A 14,677-nucleotide genomic window follows, 5' to 3' on the forward strand; every position below is an offset into this window, starting at 1 on the left:
CATCCTTTCCTTGATATTTTTAGTGTGTCCTCCTCTAACAATACTCAATCGTTTTTTTTGAAAAATGTGAAATGACAATTTTCGGGCATATAAGCAATGTCCTGCTATAATACGTTGTTGGACAACAAGAATTTTCGTATAAATGAGGGGTACATAATGAAACAGGCTTTTTTATCACGCTGTATATTTTTTATAACAGGAATTTTCGTTTTATCATTTGGCATTACATTAACGATTAAAGGACAGCTTTTCGGTGTTGGCTCTTGGGATGTATTACATATTGGCTTAACAAAAACAATCGGATTAACCATTGGTACTTGGTCTATTGTATTAGGGCTGGCTATTTTAGCCTTTGATATGCTGGTTACAAAAAAGTTACCACTGCCAGGCACGTTTATTGATATGTTTTTAGCAGGTATTTTTATTGATGTATTTAACTACTGGCTACCTGATATCGAGGGCTTTTGGATGCAGCTTGTTGCCTATGTCATTGGACTATTTTTATTAGGCTGGGGCTGTGGGATGTATATGGTGGCGAACTTAGGCATTGGTCCTCGCGATACGTTAATGTTAATGCTGGTGCATAAGCTAGGCTGGAGTGTCACGCGCGCCCGTACAACAATGGAGGTCACGGTTGCGATTGTTGGTGTTTTACTCGGTGGGCCGCTTGGTATTGGTACAGTATTAATGGCTTTTGGGCTTGGGCCAATTGTTCAATTTGCAATTGCTTTTAATGAAAAATTATTATGGCGATGGACGGGTGTCAAAACTGCCATCGTATCCTAAAGACAATGCGCTTTTTGCATTGTCTTTTTTTATACAGTTGCATTATATAGTTCAACTGTATATAATAAAACTATATAGTTGGACTGTATAAGAGGTGATACGGTGAAAAAACATAAATTACTGCCTTTGTCGGAAACGATGCATTATATTTTACTTGCCTTACGTGAACCATTGCACGGCTATGCATTGATGCAAAAGATTGAGGAACTAAGTGATGGTAATGTTAGAATTGCGGCGGGGACGATGTATGGTGCCATTGAAAATTTATTAAAATATCAATGGATTACACCTGTTGCAACAGAGGATACAAGGCGCAAAGTTTATCAAATTACTGCGGAAGGCTTAGCTATTTTAGCCGCTGAGCAGCAACGATTACAGCATATTTTAGCTGTCTATGAAAGGGTGGATGGACATGAGGAAATTTAACATCTTTTTTGATCTCGATAAGGAGGAACACTGGCTCAACGAGATGGCAGCAAAAGGATGGCTTTGTACAAAGGTAGGTTCAGGCGGCTTTTATACATTCCAGCAAGCAAGCGATGCCGACCACATTATTCGCATTGATTGTCAGCAGGGTTTAAAAAAGGAAGCGCGAGCCGATTATAAGCAGCTTTATGAGGATTTTGGCTGGCATTTATTAAAGGAAAAATCGTATGATGGCTCCTATTATTGGATAAAACCAAAAGATGGCAATGATGAGCTATTTTCCGATAGCGAATCGCAAATAGCAAAATATAAACGTTTAATGCGGTATGCAAGCAATTGGATCGTGATTTTTTTTGTATGGTTCATGTTTTTATACCCCAATGAAGGTATCTTTTTTCATATTAAACATGCTTATTTAACACCAGGGCTATGGGAGAAGGAAGGTGCTGCATTCCTTTCTGCCTTTTTATTTGAAACACCCTTTGCCTTGATGCGTATGTTGCCACCATGGATTTTATTGATTGCAGCTTGTTTTTATATGATGGCATATTACCGCTACCGTAAGGCACTCAAAAACATGGATACTTACTAGCAAAAAGCGCGAGCTATCATTAGCATGCTCGCGCTTTTTTATAGCTAGGCTTCTGGCTCACCTGTATTTTGACCTGTTGCCTCGATCACTTCTGGTGTATCGTCCATTGTATCATCTTCCTGTACGTTTTCAGCAGGCGGTGGTGTAATTGTCACCAATGTGTAATCATCCTCCTGTAAAATTTCAAATGGCAGCTGATGACGAATATCGCCTACATAAAGCGAAGTCCCAATAGCAATATTTGTTACATCAATATCAATCGTTTCAGGAATCTCTGTTGGCTTCACTTTAATGCGTACCTCACGATTTGGCTGGAGCAATAATCCACCAGCAGCAACGCCAGCAGCATCTCCAATCGGAACCACTGGCACATCTACCTCTAGCTCCTCAGCCATATTAATGGATTTAAAATCAACATGTTTGACATTGCCCTTTAATGCACAGCGCTGCACCTCTGTTAATACAGCGTTGACAGGCTTGCCCTCCAGCTCTAACTGAAACACGCCATTACTGCCATATGCAGCGAGCATTTTGGCAAATGTACGTGCATCTAAAGAAATAGCTGTTGAGGTCATTTGAAAGCCGTAGATCACACCGGGAATAGCTCCATTTTGTCTGAGCTGTGTTAAAGATGATTGTCGTCCCCTTTGACGTTTATGCACTGTTAAAACCATTGTCATTAAATATTTCCCCTTTCATAGAAACAAGTCTTATAAAAGGTTTTGCCTGTTCTTGTTCTTTTTATACCTATGAGAAAAAAGCACTTCCTTTGCCCATTATCTAGAACAAAAGAAATGCCTACTGTTTAATATTGTGTAACCTTCACATGTAACAATTCATATAATTCCTGTAATGTTTGAATTTCATAATGTGGTGTAATCGCACTGGTATTTTCTAGATGATGGATATTAAACCAACACGTATCAATGCCTGCTTGTAAGCCTCCTTTAATATCGGATGTTAGCGAATCTCCAATAATAAGCGTTTGCTCTTTTTGGAAATCCTCAATGCGCTCAAATACATAGTCGAAAAAGGCTGGCATTGGCTTTTGATAGCCTGTTTGCTCTGATACAAAAATACCTTTAAAATATGGTGCTAAATTGGCATCTGTTAGTCGCTTATTTTGTGTAGTTGTGATGCCATTTGAAACTACATATAAATCGTAATGCTCTGCTAACTGCGTAATCACCTCATAAGCTCCCTCTACATATGGATGTGCCTGCTGCAAGTATTGTTGAAAAACTGCCTCAAGGTGTGCACCATCGACCTCAAAGCCAAATTCTTGTAACGCAATCGCAAAACGTGTATTATGTAGCGCACTTTTTGTAATCTCCCCACGCTCAAACGCTCGCCACATAGCTTCATTAATTTCCTTATACCGTGCAATCATCTCTGGTGTAGCGGGTATATTTTCCTGCTGAAACACTTGAGCAAGTGCCGCATTCTCCGCTACATCAAAATCCAATAATGTATCATCTACATCAAATAATAATGTTTTGTACATTGTCATCGTTATTCCTACTTTCTTCAAGGCATTGTGACTATTTACTCTATTTATCATAACGTTTTTTTAGAAAAATAACAGTAAAATGACCTATCATATTCTTTGATATTGTAGAATGAAATGAATCCAAAAGAATACTTTATAAAAAACAGTATGAAAATCTAGTTATCCTTATAAGCACTGAGCCTATCACACTTTATCAAGAATAAAACAAACCCATTTACTACTTATGTGTTAGCTTGGATACAATGCATTATCCTTGAACAGTGAAAAACAAAAATACTTACTGTCAAATTAGCATAGCTTATGTTAAGAAATGCTAGTATGAAATTTTACTATAGAGTACAATTATAAGATAAGTTTACTGGAAAACAAGGATAAATAATACTATAGCTAAATGGAGGTACGCCTTGAAGAAAAATGAAATACTACTTTTACTAACTGACCGTTGGTGTGATTGGGAAGCAAGCTATGCTATAGCTGTTGCTCACTCCTTTTCAGACTATAATGTTATAACAATTGGGATTGATACTATAGACAAAGTATCAATGGGTGGCATTAAAGCCAAAGTTGATTTCAGCATAAACGACTATAGCAATTTTGATAACCTTGCTTTGGTTATCATGACTGGTGGTCTTTCATGGGAAGAAAATGATTATGATGAAATAGCAGACTTTGTCAAAAAAGTTAGGAGCTATAAAATACCTGTTTCAGCAATTTGCGGTGCAACTTACTTTTTGTGCAAACATGGATTCCTCAATGATATAAAACATACGGGCGATTCTTTAGAGCTGTTTCAAGGTGTAAAAGGATATGTGGGAGAAAGGCATTATATACCAGCTCAAGTAGTTTATGATAAAGGATTTATGACAGCCAATGAAACTGCAGCGGTTGAATTTGCCTATGAAATTTTCAAAATCCTAAAAGTTGACAGCGAAGAGGAAATGGAACAATGGTTCGACAATTTCCAGAATGGAGCAATTCGCTAAATTGAAACTATGTATCGTTAGCCATTACACATCGGTTCTTTAAAAGATGATAAGTAATATGTGAAAAATGATATTCCATTAGAGGACGCAATCGTTTTTATACCCGCTTAGCGAATAAAAATATAAACCCTAAGGGCTCATAGTATATTATATGAATATCAATGCTCATGCTTCCATTGATCGTGTTAAGGGTGAAATAGTTAGCATGACAGCTTAAGATCTTACTACTTTTGAAACGTGCAGGTGAAGATGCTTGATTTAAAAAGATACGCAGAAATTTATTGTAAAAAAATAAGCAAACGCCATTTTGTAAGCTTAGTCAAAATGGCGTTTGCTATTGTTTAAATGCGAGCAGAGCCGCTTGTAAATTGAGCATCCTGATAATACATATTTTTTACCAGCACATTGGGACCAAGGCATTTCACGGCTGGACAATGGCAATTAAGGGATTTAGCTAAATCCGTTGCCATCCATTTATCAAAAATAGCTGGTAATGTATCATGGACAATATTGCCTAATGCTGGTGTATCACCAAAATCTGTTACGATAACATCGCCTGTAAAAATATTGACGTTTAAGCGTGAACGACCATCTGGATCATTACGCATTGTGACATTTTTCGCTGTGCGTAGCCGCTGTAATAATTGTTGATCTTCTTTATTCGGACTACATGGATAGAAGGGCAGCGTACCAAAAAGCATCCATGTCTGTTCCTCTCGAATATCTAACAGATGATGAATGGCTTTACGTGTTTCCTCTAATGTTAAAGAAGTAAGAGCACTGGCAAAATCAGATGGGTACATGGGATGCACCTCATGCCTCGCACATTTCATTTCATGAATAATTTGATGATGAATATGTGCCAAATAAGGCAATGTTTTTTTATTGAGCATTGTTTCAGCAGATACCATCACGCCATGCTCAGCTAGCATTTTAGCGTTATCAATCATGCGTTGGAATAAAGCTGCACGTTGGTCATATGTTGGCTTGCGCTCCATCATTGCAAAGCCTGTTTCTACAAATTCATCAATTGTTCCCCAGTTATGAGAAATATGTAATACATCTAAATACGGGGCAATTTGTAAATAGCGTGCTGGCTCCAATGTTAAGTTGGAATTAATTTGTGTTCGTACACCTCGTTCATGTGCATATTTTAACAGTGGCAATACATAGTTTTGCACAGATTTTTTACTTAGCATTGGTTCGCCACCTGTAATACTAATTGTTTTTAAATGGGGAATTTCCTCTAAGCGCTGTAAAATTAAGTCGATTGGCAATGCTTCAGGGTCTTTATGTTGTAATGTATAGCCAACTGCACAGTGTGCACAGCGCATATTGCACAGTGTTGTTGTGGTAAACTCAATATTTGAGAGCGTCATATGTCCATGCTGTTCAACATCTAAATAAGCCTCCCATGGATCAAAGACAGGTGTAATTTTTTGTAAGGTTGTCATCTTTCGTACATCTTCCTTTCTAGCATTCTATTCTCTCATATTCGCCGATAATTTTAAATATGAATTGTAAGAATGGGCTATTTTAGGGATAGATGAATATTTTTTGACTTATAAAGATAAAAGGCTGAGAGGGATAGTTATTCATAAACTATTTAAACAAGCCCTCTCTGTTGGCTATTTTTTTGATAAAAGATAAAAGGTATCACTAAAAATAACGCATAGGCAAAAGACATCCATACAGTAAAGGCAATCACCTGTGCCTCGCTAAATGTTGGAAAAACGATCTGATGATATGATAAAGAAAATGTATCTAACACTAAACCAATCACAGTACCACTTATTCCAAACTTTATGGCTGCATGGCTTGTTGTATCAAAGAGTACATACAAATATGTCACACCGTATAATAAAACAGCCGTTCCCACTAATAATAAAAAAATACTTAGGATAAACTTATTTGTCATTGGACTAAAGAGTATATACACGCCAAAAAATCTAAAGAATAATGTAGCAAATAACCATATTAAAACACTCCACATCGCTGTGAATAAATAGCCCTTCATTCATTGTCCCCCTTTACTAAGCACATGAACTAATTGCTCCAATTCCTTATATGTTTTTTCAACAGGAAAATCCTTCTGTAATAATGCTTGTAATGCCAATCCATCAACCATCGCATTCAATAAAATACCCCACGTTTCAAGTGACACGTCCTCTATTGGCGAAGCTGTCCATAGACTGGATAAATTCTCTGTTAAAGCCTCATTTTCTGCCCTTATAATTTCACCAAGCTTGCCCCTTATTTTGTCATTGTTAAAGCTGGATGTAACGAGTAGAAAAAATAATTGGTGAAAATATGAATCGTAGGAGCAACGACTTTTAGCGGATGCAATGGCTTGCTCTATCGCCTGTTCTCTACTTTGTGATAGTTCTTGCCAACTTGTATCACAAATATCCTGTACAATATCCAATAACAGTTGTTCCTTCGTTTTAAAATGATAATAGATTGTGCCCTGTGTTACACCTGCTGCTTCGGCTACTGCCTTTAACGTAAATTTGTCGATACCTTTCTCCACCAAACAGTCCCTTGCATATTTAATCAGCTGCTCTTTACTAATGCCATTTGGTTTTGCCATTTTATCACCACCTTTTAGTTAGTCAAATAACTAACTTTATTTTAACAATTAACAATTATGATTTCAATTAGTTCTTTGCACTCAAAAAGCCGTATTCATCCAACAGAATACGGCTTTACATAATTATAGCAATTCCTTTGCTAAAAACTTATAGCAATCTAAACGACTTTCTAATGTATATTGGTTACAGTTGAGCATCACTTCATCAAAGCCATAGTGCTCTTGTTCAGCGCTTAAAAATGCTGCAATATCTTTTGGTGTACCAACAAGATTGGCTTTACGGTTATGTTCAATTGTTAATTTATCCATTTCTGATAATGGATAATCTTTCGCTTCTTCTGGTGATATCGTTTGAATAATTTGCCCCTTCATGAGCTGTAAACGAGAAATATCAATAGGTTTTGCCAAATATTCCGCTTCCTCTAGCGTGGGTGCAACCGTTGCCGCATAGGTCACAATAATTTGAGGCTTTTCCATATAATAAGAAGGCGTAAAGTGAGCTTTATACGTATCAAAAATATCCTTGGACATATTGCCTGTGAAAAATTGTGCATAGGAATACCCTACGCCAAGCTGTCCTGCCTGCATCGCACTTTGACCGCTTGAACCGAGCAGCCAAGCCTCTGGTAATGGCACGTTGACAGGTGCTACCACGACCTGATCATAGACATGTTCGCCTGTTTTTTGATTATTCATTAGCTTTAAAATAATTTCCAGCTTATCATATTGCTCCGTAAAACGTTGCCTTCTACCCTCTGCTAATGCATAAATAGAGGCAGGGTCACCGCCTGGTGCTCGCCCCACGCCAAAGTCAATACGATTTGGAGCTAGTCCAACTAATGTTTTAAAAACCTCCGCAATTTTATACGGTGAATAATGCATCATCATTACGCCACCTGTGCCGATACGAAGACGTTTCGTTTTCGCAGCTAAAAAAGCAGCGGTCACTTCGGGAGCTGAGCTTGCCAGCGACTGACTATTATGGTGCTCTGCGAGCCACATACGATGGTAGCCAAGCTCTTCACCTAATAGCGCCAATTGCTCTGTGCGTTGGAAAGCTTCCTCTGCTGAATGACCTTTTGGTATTGGCATTTGATCTAAAATACTTAACTTCATTCAAAACATCCTCTCTATCTGTATGCTTCCCCCTTTACTGTAATATAAGTTGCATTATTTACAAAGCAAAAAACCTTACTCATAAGCTAACTGCTTCATTTCCCATGTTTGATAAACTAGACCTACTAGCCTTTGCTTTTGTGCTACACTTAACACCGTATCATTAAATTTCAGCCCTTGTAGTGAAAATTGCTTTGTTTGATCATTCACTACAAATTGTAAAATGGCATGTCCTTTTTCACCTTGAAACGTAATATCGCCTGATAATTCTACAACATGCTCCCCCGTTTTCGCTTCATAATAACGCCAATAAGGCTCAAAAAAGGCATAGTTAAAAGCATTGCGTACCGTAACATCTGAAAAATTTTCTAAATAGCCCTCTTTGACCATATCAATATATGCATGATTGGTTATATCTTTTTGGGCATTAAAAACATACCCCACAAGCACGCCCATAAATACTACACAAAGAAATACACGGATATGATTGCCTAAACTCATATGACTCACGTCCCCTTTATAGCAAAACACTGTTAGCTCCATCATACATTAAAATGCATGCTTAAAGTAGAAAATATTTGATTATTATAGATATTTTACGTATTCACTAAAAATACGATGTGCTTTTTTACTTAAAACTTATTTATGACCATTCTATTATGATGGAAAAATACATATGCCTATTTTTTAGCATTGCACTGTGGCAGACTAAAGCGTACGCTATCTTTTTTTCAATACGATTAACTTTTTTCGCCCCTTTGTACGTCTAGTACATGTATACAATTTGACAATGTAAAAAAGGAGCTTCTTTGGACATGAAAACAAGAAATGCATTTCAACATGAAGAGGTGTTTGTCCAATTTATTCGCGAACAAAAAGAGCGATTTTATTTGCTCGCCTATAGCTATACCAAAAATGAACAGGACGCACTCGATGTTGTACAGGATAGTATTCAAAAAGCCATGCTGTCATTAGATCGCCTTGAGCATGTTGCTTATATGAAAAGCTGGTTTTATAAAATCGTTGTCCGTACAGCGATTGATTTTTTACGCAAGCATAAACGCCTACAAGTAACCGATGACGATACATTGCATTATTTAACACCTGCCCAAGAAGATGTTTATGAAAATATCGACTTAGAGCATGCATTGGACGAGCTTCCGCAAATGTATCGGGAGGTTGTGATTCTTCATTATTTTGAGGATTTAAAGCTCGCAGACGTTGCGAACATTCTTGATATTAAGTTGAGCACTGCGAAGTCACGCCTTTATAAAGCATTAAAACTATTGAAAATACAATTGGAAGACGTGAAGGGAGAAAATACACATGGATAAAAAATTACAGGATGTCGAAAAACAATATACAAACATCCCGATTCCAAAGGAGCTGGATATGGTTGTTGAAGATGCGTTAAAACAAGGGCGCAAAAAACGAAAAAAGCGTGCACCACAATGGCTGCTCGGTACAGCAGCTGCCGCAATCTTGTTTACTGCTAGCTTAAATGTGAGCCCTGCAATGGCACGAACATTGTCAGAAATCCCTGTTGTTGGCAATGTTGTGAAAGTATTAACATGGACAGAATATAAGGTGACAGAAGACCGTTATGATGCCGATATTCAAGTGCCTTCTATTGAGAACTTAGAAAATCAAGAGCTTGCCTCTACATTAAATGAAAAATATCGCGCGCAAGGAAAAGCTTTGTATGATGCGTTTATTGCTGAAGTGGGTGATTTAAAGGCGAATGGTGGTGGTCACTTAGGTGTGGAGAGCGGCTTTGAAATCAAGACAGATAATGAGCAAATTTTATCCATTGGTCGCTATGTGGTCAACACAGTTGCCTCCTCTTCCACTGTTATGCAGTACGATACAATTGATAAAGAACATGAAATTTTAATTACCTTACCAATGCTTTTTAAAGATGAGCAGTATATTGATATTATTAGTGACAATATTAAAGAACAAATGCGTGCACAGATGGCAGCATCCAACCAAGAAAAAATCTATTGGGTAAAAGGTGCTGGTCTTCCAGATGAAGAACTTATAGAGGAATTTACAGCGATTCAACCAGATCAGCAGTTTTATATTTCTGATAAGGGCAAGCTAATGATCTCCTTCGATAAATACGAAGTCGCACCAGGCTATATGGGCGTTGTCGAGTTTGAAATTCCAACAGCTATCCTTAAAGACAGCCTTGTTAGTACAAAATATATTCATTAATACTGTATAAAGAAGACGCCTGCTATAACGGAGGCGTCTTTTTTTTGCTTATAAAGCTAGTGTTTTTTGTCTAAGCTAATATGTATCAATCAATGTTAGAGGGTTTTCATTATGAAAAGTGTAGGATCAATCGGTATTTTACATGTGATCTTCTTATCAATGACTGTTATTGGCTTAAAAAACCATGTAACTATTCTTCCACCGCTATTAGATACGGCAAAAAGAGATGGCTGGATATCTGTGCTCTTTGCTGCGACTGTTCTTTTCTTTTGGTTATTTCTTTTAGTATATATTCAGACAAAAACAAAGCAGGAACCAATTCGAGATTGGTTAAATCAAAAAATTGGTAAAGTTAGTGCGACGATTGTTATTTATATAATTGTTATTTACTTAATGGTTATTACAGCCTTTACAATGGTCGAAACATTGCAATGGGTAAACACAACCTTTTTACCGCAAACACCTGTTATTATTTTGCTGTTTATTTATACAATCCTTTGTGTTTTGCTTGTTACAACAAGTCTACAAACGATGGTCATTTTAAATGTATTTGTACTTTTTGGTGTTGTTGTTTTTGGCTTTTTTGTTGCCTTTACTAATCTACAAGTAAAAGATTATGATTTATTGCGCCCATTTTTTGAACATGGGCTACACCCTGTGATAAAAGGCATGATATTCCCAGCATCAGGATTTATTGAGCTATTTATACTATTATTTTTACAACATCAGTTTAAAGAGCGTATTCGTTGGTATCATTTTGCCATTATGCTCTTTATTCTTACAGGGCTTACATTAGGTCCACTTATTGGAGCTATTACAGAATTTGGTCCAACAGAAGCATCCAAGCAGCGCTACCCTGCCTATGAAGAATGGGGATTGGTTACACTTGGACGTTATATTGAACATCTGGACTTTTTCTCGATTTATCAATGGCTAACAGGAACTTTTATTCGTGTTAGTTTCTTGCTCTATATTGTGGCAGATTTATTGAAAATAACAGGGGACCCTAAGCGTATATGGAAAATGCTTGCGCCGCCCTTCTTTATTATTTGTTTGCCATTAATTATGTTAAATGAAAATTTATTTTTAAAGGTAAAAGGGAACTATATTTTAACGACCACCTTTATTTTTTTCTTTGCTCTTTCTATTTTTTTCGTAATTCTTGCTTCCTTGTCGGATAAATCTTCTCAAAAGGGGAAAACTGAAAATCAAGACATGGAAAGCGGTGAGTCATAATGCCTCAGCAAGAGCAGGCGCTAAAGCTGAAAACGTTAAAACAATTATTTCAAAAATCAGCAGATATTCACTTTCAGGAATATACCTTTCATCAACAGAAGGTACATTTTATTACTTGTGATGCAATGATCGATCAGCAAATGCTGAATGAAGTGATTATTCAACGTATTCAATATTTCTATGATCATTTCGAAGAGATACCCTTTGAGGAAAACATTACACGTCATTTGCATATACCAAATATCCAAAAAATACAGGATAAGGAACAGCTTATTACATTAGTCTATAACGGCTCGTTATTGCTCTATTTTGATAGGGAGCAGCTATTATATGCCTGCGATATTGCGAAAAAGCCAAATCGTCAGCCTGAAGAAACACGTATGGAAGTGATTGTGAAAGGGCCTAGAGATAATTTTATTGAAGATATTCGTGTCAATATCGCATTACTACGCAAGCGATTGCCGACCAATTCTTTTTGCGTGGAAAAAATGGATATTGGCAAGCGCTCTAAAACAACAGTCGCCATTCTTTATTTTGATGATATTGTGGATATGACGATTTTACATGGGATTAAGAAGCAATTAGCAGCGATTGATACAGATATTGTTTTTAGTGGCGATTTACTAATGGAGCGTGTCAATAAAAATTCCAAGCTCTTTCCAAAGTTTGATTATACAGGACGACCCGATTATGCAGTACAAGCATTAGCAAGAGGACGGTTTGTTATTTTTGTGGATGGTGTCGCCTATGCGGTGATTACACCTGTTAATTTATTTTTATTACTTAAATCCGCTGAGGATAATGAATATCCTATTATTTTTAGCTCCCTTGAACGATTATTAAGGATTGTTGGTATTCTGATTGGCTTATTGCTCCCTGCTTTTTGGCTTGCCTTGACGACCTATCATCAAAACCAATTACCATTACAGCTACTGGCAACGGTTGTACAAGCAAAGGCTGGGCTACCACTTCCTTCTTCATTGGAGATGCTATTGATGCTGCTTATGTTTGAATTATTTCGTGAGGCAGGTTTACGTCTTCCTTCTGTTATTGGTGGAACCATTAGTGTTGTGGGTGGATTAATTATAGGGGATGCAGCAATTCGTGCAGGTGTAACAAGCCCTGAAATGATTGTTGTTATCGCTATTTCTACAATTGCCTCCTTTACATTAGTTAATCAATCCCTTGTGACCTCCATTAGCATATTGCGCGTTGGCTTTATTTTTGCAAGTGCCTTTTTAGGACTATTTGGCTTTTTTGTTTCCATATACCTAACATTTTTATACTTGTGTAATATTCGAATTTACGGTTACTCTTACATGAACCTAGGAACGGATTTAAACTGGGCTACTCTTAAGAAATCCATTTTCCGACTATCACCTAAAGGTTACTCAGAGCGTAATAAAGCACTTGCCCCTCAAGATTTTACAAGAACCTCTAAAATTCCTAATCGTAAAGAGCAATAAAACCAATAGTATCCCTCAAAAATTGGAAGGGATGCTATTGGTTTATTCTAATGGATTATACTTTAAACCTTTGTACTTCCTCCTGTAGCTCCTGTGCATTTTCACTTAAGGTTGTTGCGACATGTGTGACCTCATTCATCGTGGCAGACTGCTCCTCCATCGCTGCTGCCACTGTATCAATATTGCTGGAAATTGTTCGCGCTCCTGTGGCAATTTCTGCTACTGAGGCAGATACTTGCTCAGCGCTTGCTGATAGCTCCTCTGCTGTTGCCGATACCTCTTGAATTTGATGGGTCATATCACCCACTGCCCCCACAATTGTTTCAAACGACTCGCCAGCCTTTGTAATAACAACGACCCCGTCCTGCACTGATACTAACGAGCTTGCCATCGCACGCTCCACATTTTCAGTATCCTGCTGAATTTCCGTTGTCAGCGCTGTAATGCTATTGGCGGATGTTTTCGATTCCTCTGCCAGCTTGCGCACCTCATCTGCCACGACCGCAAAGCCTTTCCCATGCTCTCCTGCACGTGCTGCCTCAATCGCTGCATTTAACGCTAATAAATTGGTTTGCTCTGTAATCTCTGTAATCACCTTTGTGATATTGCCAATTTCCTCTGTTTGCTTTGCCAGCTTTTGCACCAGCTCATTGACCGTAGAGGCAGACTCATTAATCACACCCATTTGCTTTTGGGCATCCGCAATAATGGCTGTCCCATTTGTCGCAGTATCACTGGCATGTAGGGAGGAGCTATGCAGCACTTGGGACGCCTCCGCAATACGCTGAATGCCCTGTGCGGTTTCCTCCATCGCAATAGCACTTTCATGCGCTGCACCTGTAGCAGCCTGTGAATTTTCGGCTGTTTCCGCTGCCTGCTTGGTCACATCCTCTGTTGTGGCAGTCATTTCCTCTGCGCTCGCGGACAGCTCCTCCGCAGACGTACTTAATCGCTCCGCATTGGATTGGATATGGGTAATTAAATCGCGTAAATTCCCCTTCATATTGTTAAAGATTGTGCCTAATTTGCCAAGCTCATCCTTAGAGGCAATCGTAATATCCTCCTGCGATAAATCACCATCCCCAATCACAGCTGCACCCGCCATAAGGCTTTGTAGTGGCTTTGTAATAGCACGACGCACAAAAAAGATTAACCCTATACCAATTACTATACTAACAACTAAAATAATGATAGAGATAGTGCGTGCATTCATAATAGCCGAGAATGTAGACTCCTCAATCTCCTCCATTTGTGCCATTTGATATTCTTCCATCTTTGCGGCTATATCAAATGACTGTAGATTAATCGTTGAAATCGTTGTATTTAGGATGGATGTCGCTTGCTCAATATCATCATTATCAATAGCTGCTAATAGTTTTGGCATTTCCGTCTTAAATTGGTTATTGGATTCATTGACTTGTGCCCACCACTCCTTCATTTCCTTCGACTTCACATAATCCCCTAACGTAGCAATCGTCTTCTCCAGTCCCTTTTCCGCGTTTAATAGTTGTTCTTCATTGCTAGTGGATGGATTTAAAATCATTGCACGAATAAACACTTCTTGTGTGGCAATCCCAAAGCGTATTTCCTCTATTAGAAGAAGTTGCTTTAAACGAGAATTCATTGCTTCTTTTGTGCGTTTATCAATAGTATTCAAGTTAAAAATATTACTCCCTATAGAAACAGCAAGTAAAAAAATAAAAATTAAAAACGATATATTTAGTTTTTTGCCTACGCTCATAATAGCCACCCTTT

16 protein-coding genes are annotated in these 14,677 nt (G+C 37.9%); 8 read left to right on the plus strand and 8 right to left on the minus strand.

Features of this window, described 5'->3' with window-relative positions; all coding sequences use genetic code 11:
* Positions 1-156 precede the first annotated feature (156 nt).
* From ACIQVU_RS01060 to ACIQVU_RS01070, 3 genes are all read left to right on the plus strand, one after another.
* Complete coding sequence (locus ACIQVU_RS01060) at positions 157-786, plus strand: YczE/YyaS/YitT family protein (RefSeq protein WP_340806143.1); 630 nt, start codon at positions 157-159, stop codon at positions 784-786.
* Positions 787-924: 138 nt separating this feature from the next.
* Positions 925-1,212: a PadR family transcriptional regulator gene (locus ACIQVU_RS01065; protein WP_340808579.1), complete on the plus strand. Its 288-nt coding sequence runs from the start codon at positions 925-927 to the stop codon at positions 1,210-1,212.
* Positions 1,199-1,804 (plus strand): DUF2812 domain-containing protein, encoded by a 606-nt coding sequence (locus ACIQVU_RS01070; protein ID WP_340806144.1) that lies wholly within the window; start codon positions 1,199-1,201, stop codon positions 1,802-1,804. The genes ACIQVU_RS01065 and ACIQVU_RS01070 overlap by 14 nt, the downstream gene beginning before the upstream one ends.
* A 44-nt stretch (positions 1,805-1,848) precedes the next feature.
* On the opposite strand, the gene ACIQVU_RS01075 is transcribed toward ACIQVU_RS01070, so the two are convergent.
* Together ACIQVU_RS01075 and ACIQVU_RS01080 are read right to left on the minus strand one after the other, a co-directional pair.
* Entirely contained in the window at positions 1,849-2,484 is a 636-nt protein-coding gene (locus ACIQVU_RS01075; protein WP_340806146.1) for a 50S ribosomal protein L25/general stress protein Ctc, read from the minus strand.
* Positions 2,485-2,609: 125 nt separating this feature from the next.
* Positions 2,610-3,314 (minus strand): YjjG family noncanonical pyrimidine nucleotidase, encoded by a 705-nt coding sequence (locus ACIQVU_RS01080; protein WP_402893305.1) that lies wholly within the window; start codon positions 3,312-3,314, stop codon positions 2,610-2,612.
* Positions 3,315-3,718: 404 nt separating this feature from the next.
* Here ACIQVU_RS01080 and ACIQVU_RS01085 point away from each other — a divergent pair, with 404 nt between their 5' ends.
* Complete coding sequence (locus ACIQVU_RS01085; RefSeq protein WP_340806150.1) at positions 3,719-4,297, plus strand: type 1 glutamine amidotransferase family protein; 579 nt, start codon at positions 3,719-3,721, stop codon at positions 4,295-4,297.
* A 341-nt stretch (positions 4,298-4,638) separates the two neighbouring features.
* Here ACIQVU_RS01085 and yfkAB read toward each other — a convergent pair whose 3' ends face one another.
* From yfkAB to ACIQVU_RS01110, 5 genes are all read right to left on the minus strand, one after another.
* Positions 4,639-5,751: a radical SAM/CxCxxxxC motif protein YfkAB gene (yfkAB, locus tag ACIQVU_RS01090; RefSeq protein WP_340806151.1), complete on the minus strand. Its 1,113-nt coding sequence runs from the start codon at positions 5,749-5,751 to the stop codon at positions 4,639-4,641.
* Between the two features lie 152 nt (positions 5,752-5,903).
* Positions 5,904-6,314, minus strand: coding sequence for a DUF5367 family protein (locus ACIQVU_RS01095; RefSeq protein ID WP_340806152.1), 411 nt, complete (start codon positions 6,312-6,314; stop codon positions 5,904-5,906).
* Complete coding sequence (locus ACIQVU_RS01100; protein ID WP_340806153.1) at positions 6,315-6,887, minus strand: TetR/AcrR family transcriptional regulator; 573 nt, start codon at positions 6,885-6,887, stop codon at positions 6,315-6,317. It abuts the gene before it with no gap.
* Positions 6,888-7,010: 123 nt separating this feature from the next.
* Entirely contained in the window at positions 7,011-8,003 is a 993-nt protein-coding gene (locus ACIQVU_RS01105) for an LLM class flavin-dependent oxidoreductase (RefSeq protein WP_402893310.1), read from the minus strand.
* A 75-nt stretch (positions 8,004-8,078) separates the two neighbouring features.
* Positions 8,079-8,504 (minus strand): hypothetical protein, encoded by a 426-nt coding sequence (locus tag ACIQVU_RS01110; RefSeq protein WP_340806155.1) that lies wholly within the window; start codon positions 8,502-8,504, stop codon positions 8,079-8,081.
* Positions 8,505-8,818: 314 nt separating this feature from the next.
* Between ACIQVU_RS01110 and ACIQVU_RS01115 the strand changes: the two genes are divergently transcribed.
* The 4 genes from ACIQVU_RS01115 (at position 8,819) to ACIQVU_RS01130 (ending at position 12,922) form a co-directional block, all read left to right on the plus strand.
* Entirely contained in the window at positions 8,819-9,337 is a 519-nt protein-coding gene (locus ACIQVU_RS01115; protein WP_340806156.1) for an RNA polymerase sigma factor SigV, read from the plus strand.
* Positions 9,330-10,220, plus strand: coding sequence for an anti-sigma-V factor RsiV (gene rsiV / locus ACIQVU_RS01120; RefSeq protein WP_402893314.1), 891 nt, complete (start codon positions 9,330-9,332; stop codon positions 10,218-10,220). Before ACIQVU_RS01115 ends, rsiV begins: the two co-directional genes overlap by 8 nt.
* A 111-nt stretch (positions 10,221-10,331) precedes the next feature.
* Positions 10,332-11,456: an endospore germination permease gene (locus tag ACIQVU_RS01125; protein ID WP_340806159.1), complete on the plus strand. Its 1,125-nt coding sequence runs from the start codon at positions 10,332-10,334 to the stop codon at positions 11,454-11,456.
* Positions 11,456-12,922, plus strand: a complete 1,467-nt coding sequence (locus ACIQVU_RS01130; RefSeq protein WP_340806161.1) for a spore germination protein — start codon at positions 11,456-11,458, stop codon at positions 12,920-12,922. The genes ACIQVU_RS01125 and ACIQVU_RS01130 overlap by 1 nt, the downstream gene beginning before the upstream one ends.
* A 55-nt stretch (positions 12,923-12,977) precedes the next feature.
* Here ACIQVU_RS01130 and ACIQVU_RS01135 read toward each other — a convergent pair whose 3' ends face one another.
* Entirely contained in the window at positions 12,978-14,663 is a 1,686-nt protein-coding gene (locus tag ACIQVU_RS01135) for a methyl-accepting chemotaxis protein (RefSeq protein WP_340806162.1), read from the minus strand.
* Positions 14,664-14,677: the final 14 nt, after the last annotated feature.

Origin of the sequence: Lysinibacillus sp. NPDC098008, assembly GCF_044760715.1 — a bacterium.
Classification (GTDB): Bacteria; Bacillota; Bacilli; order Bacillales_A; family Planococcaceae; genus Lysinibacillus.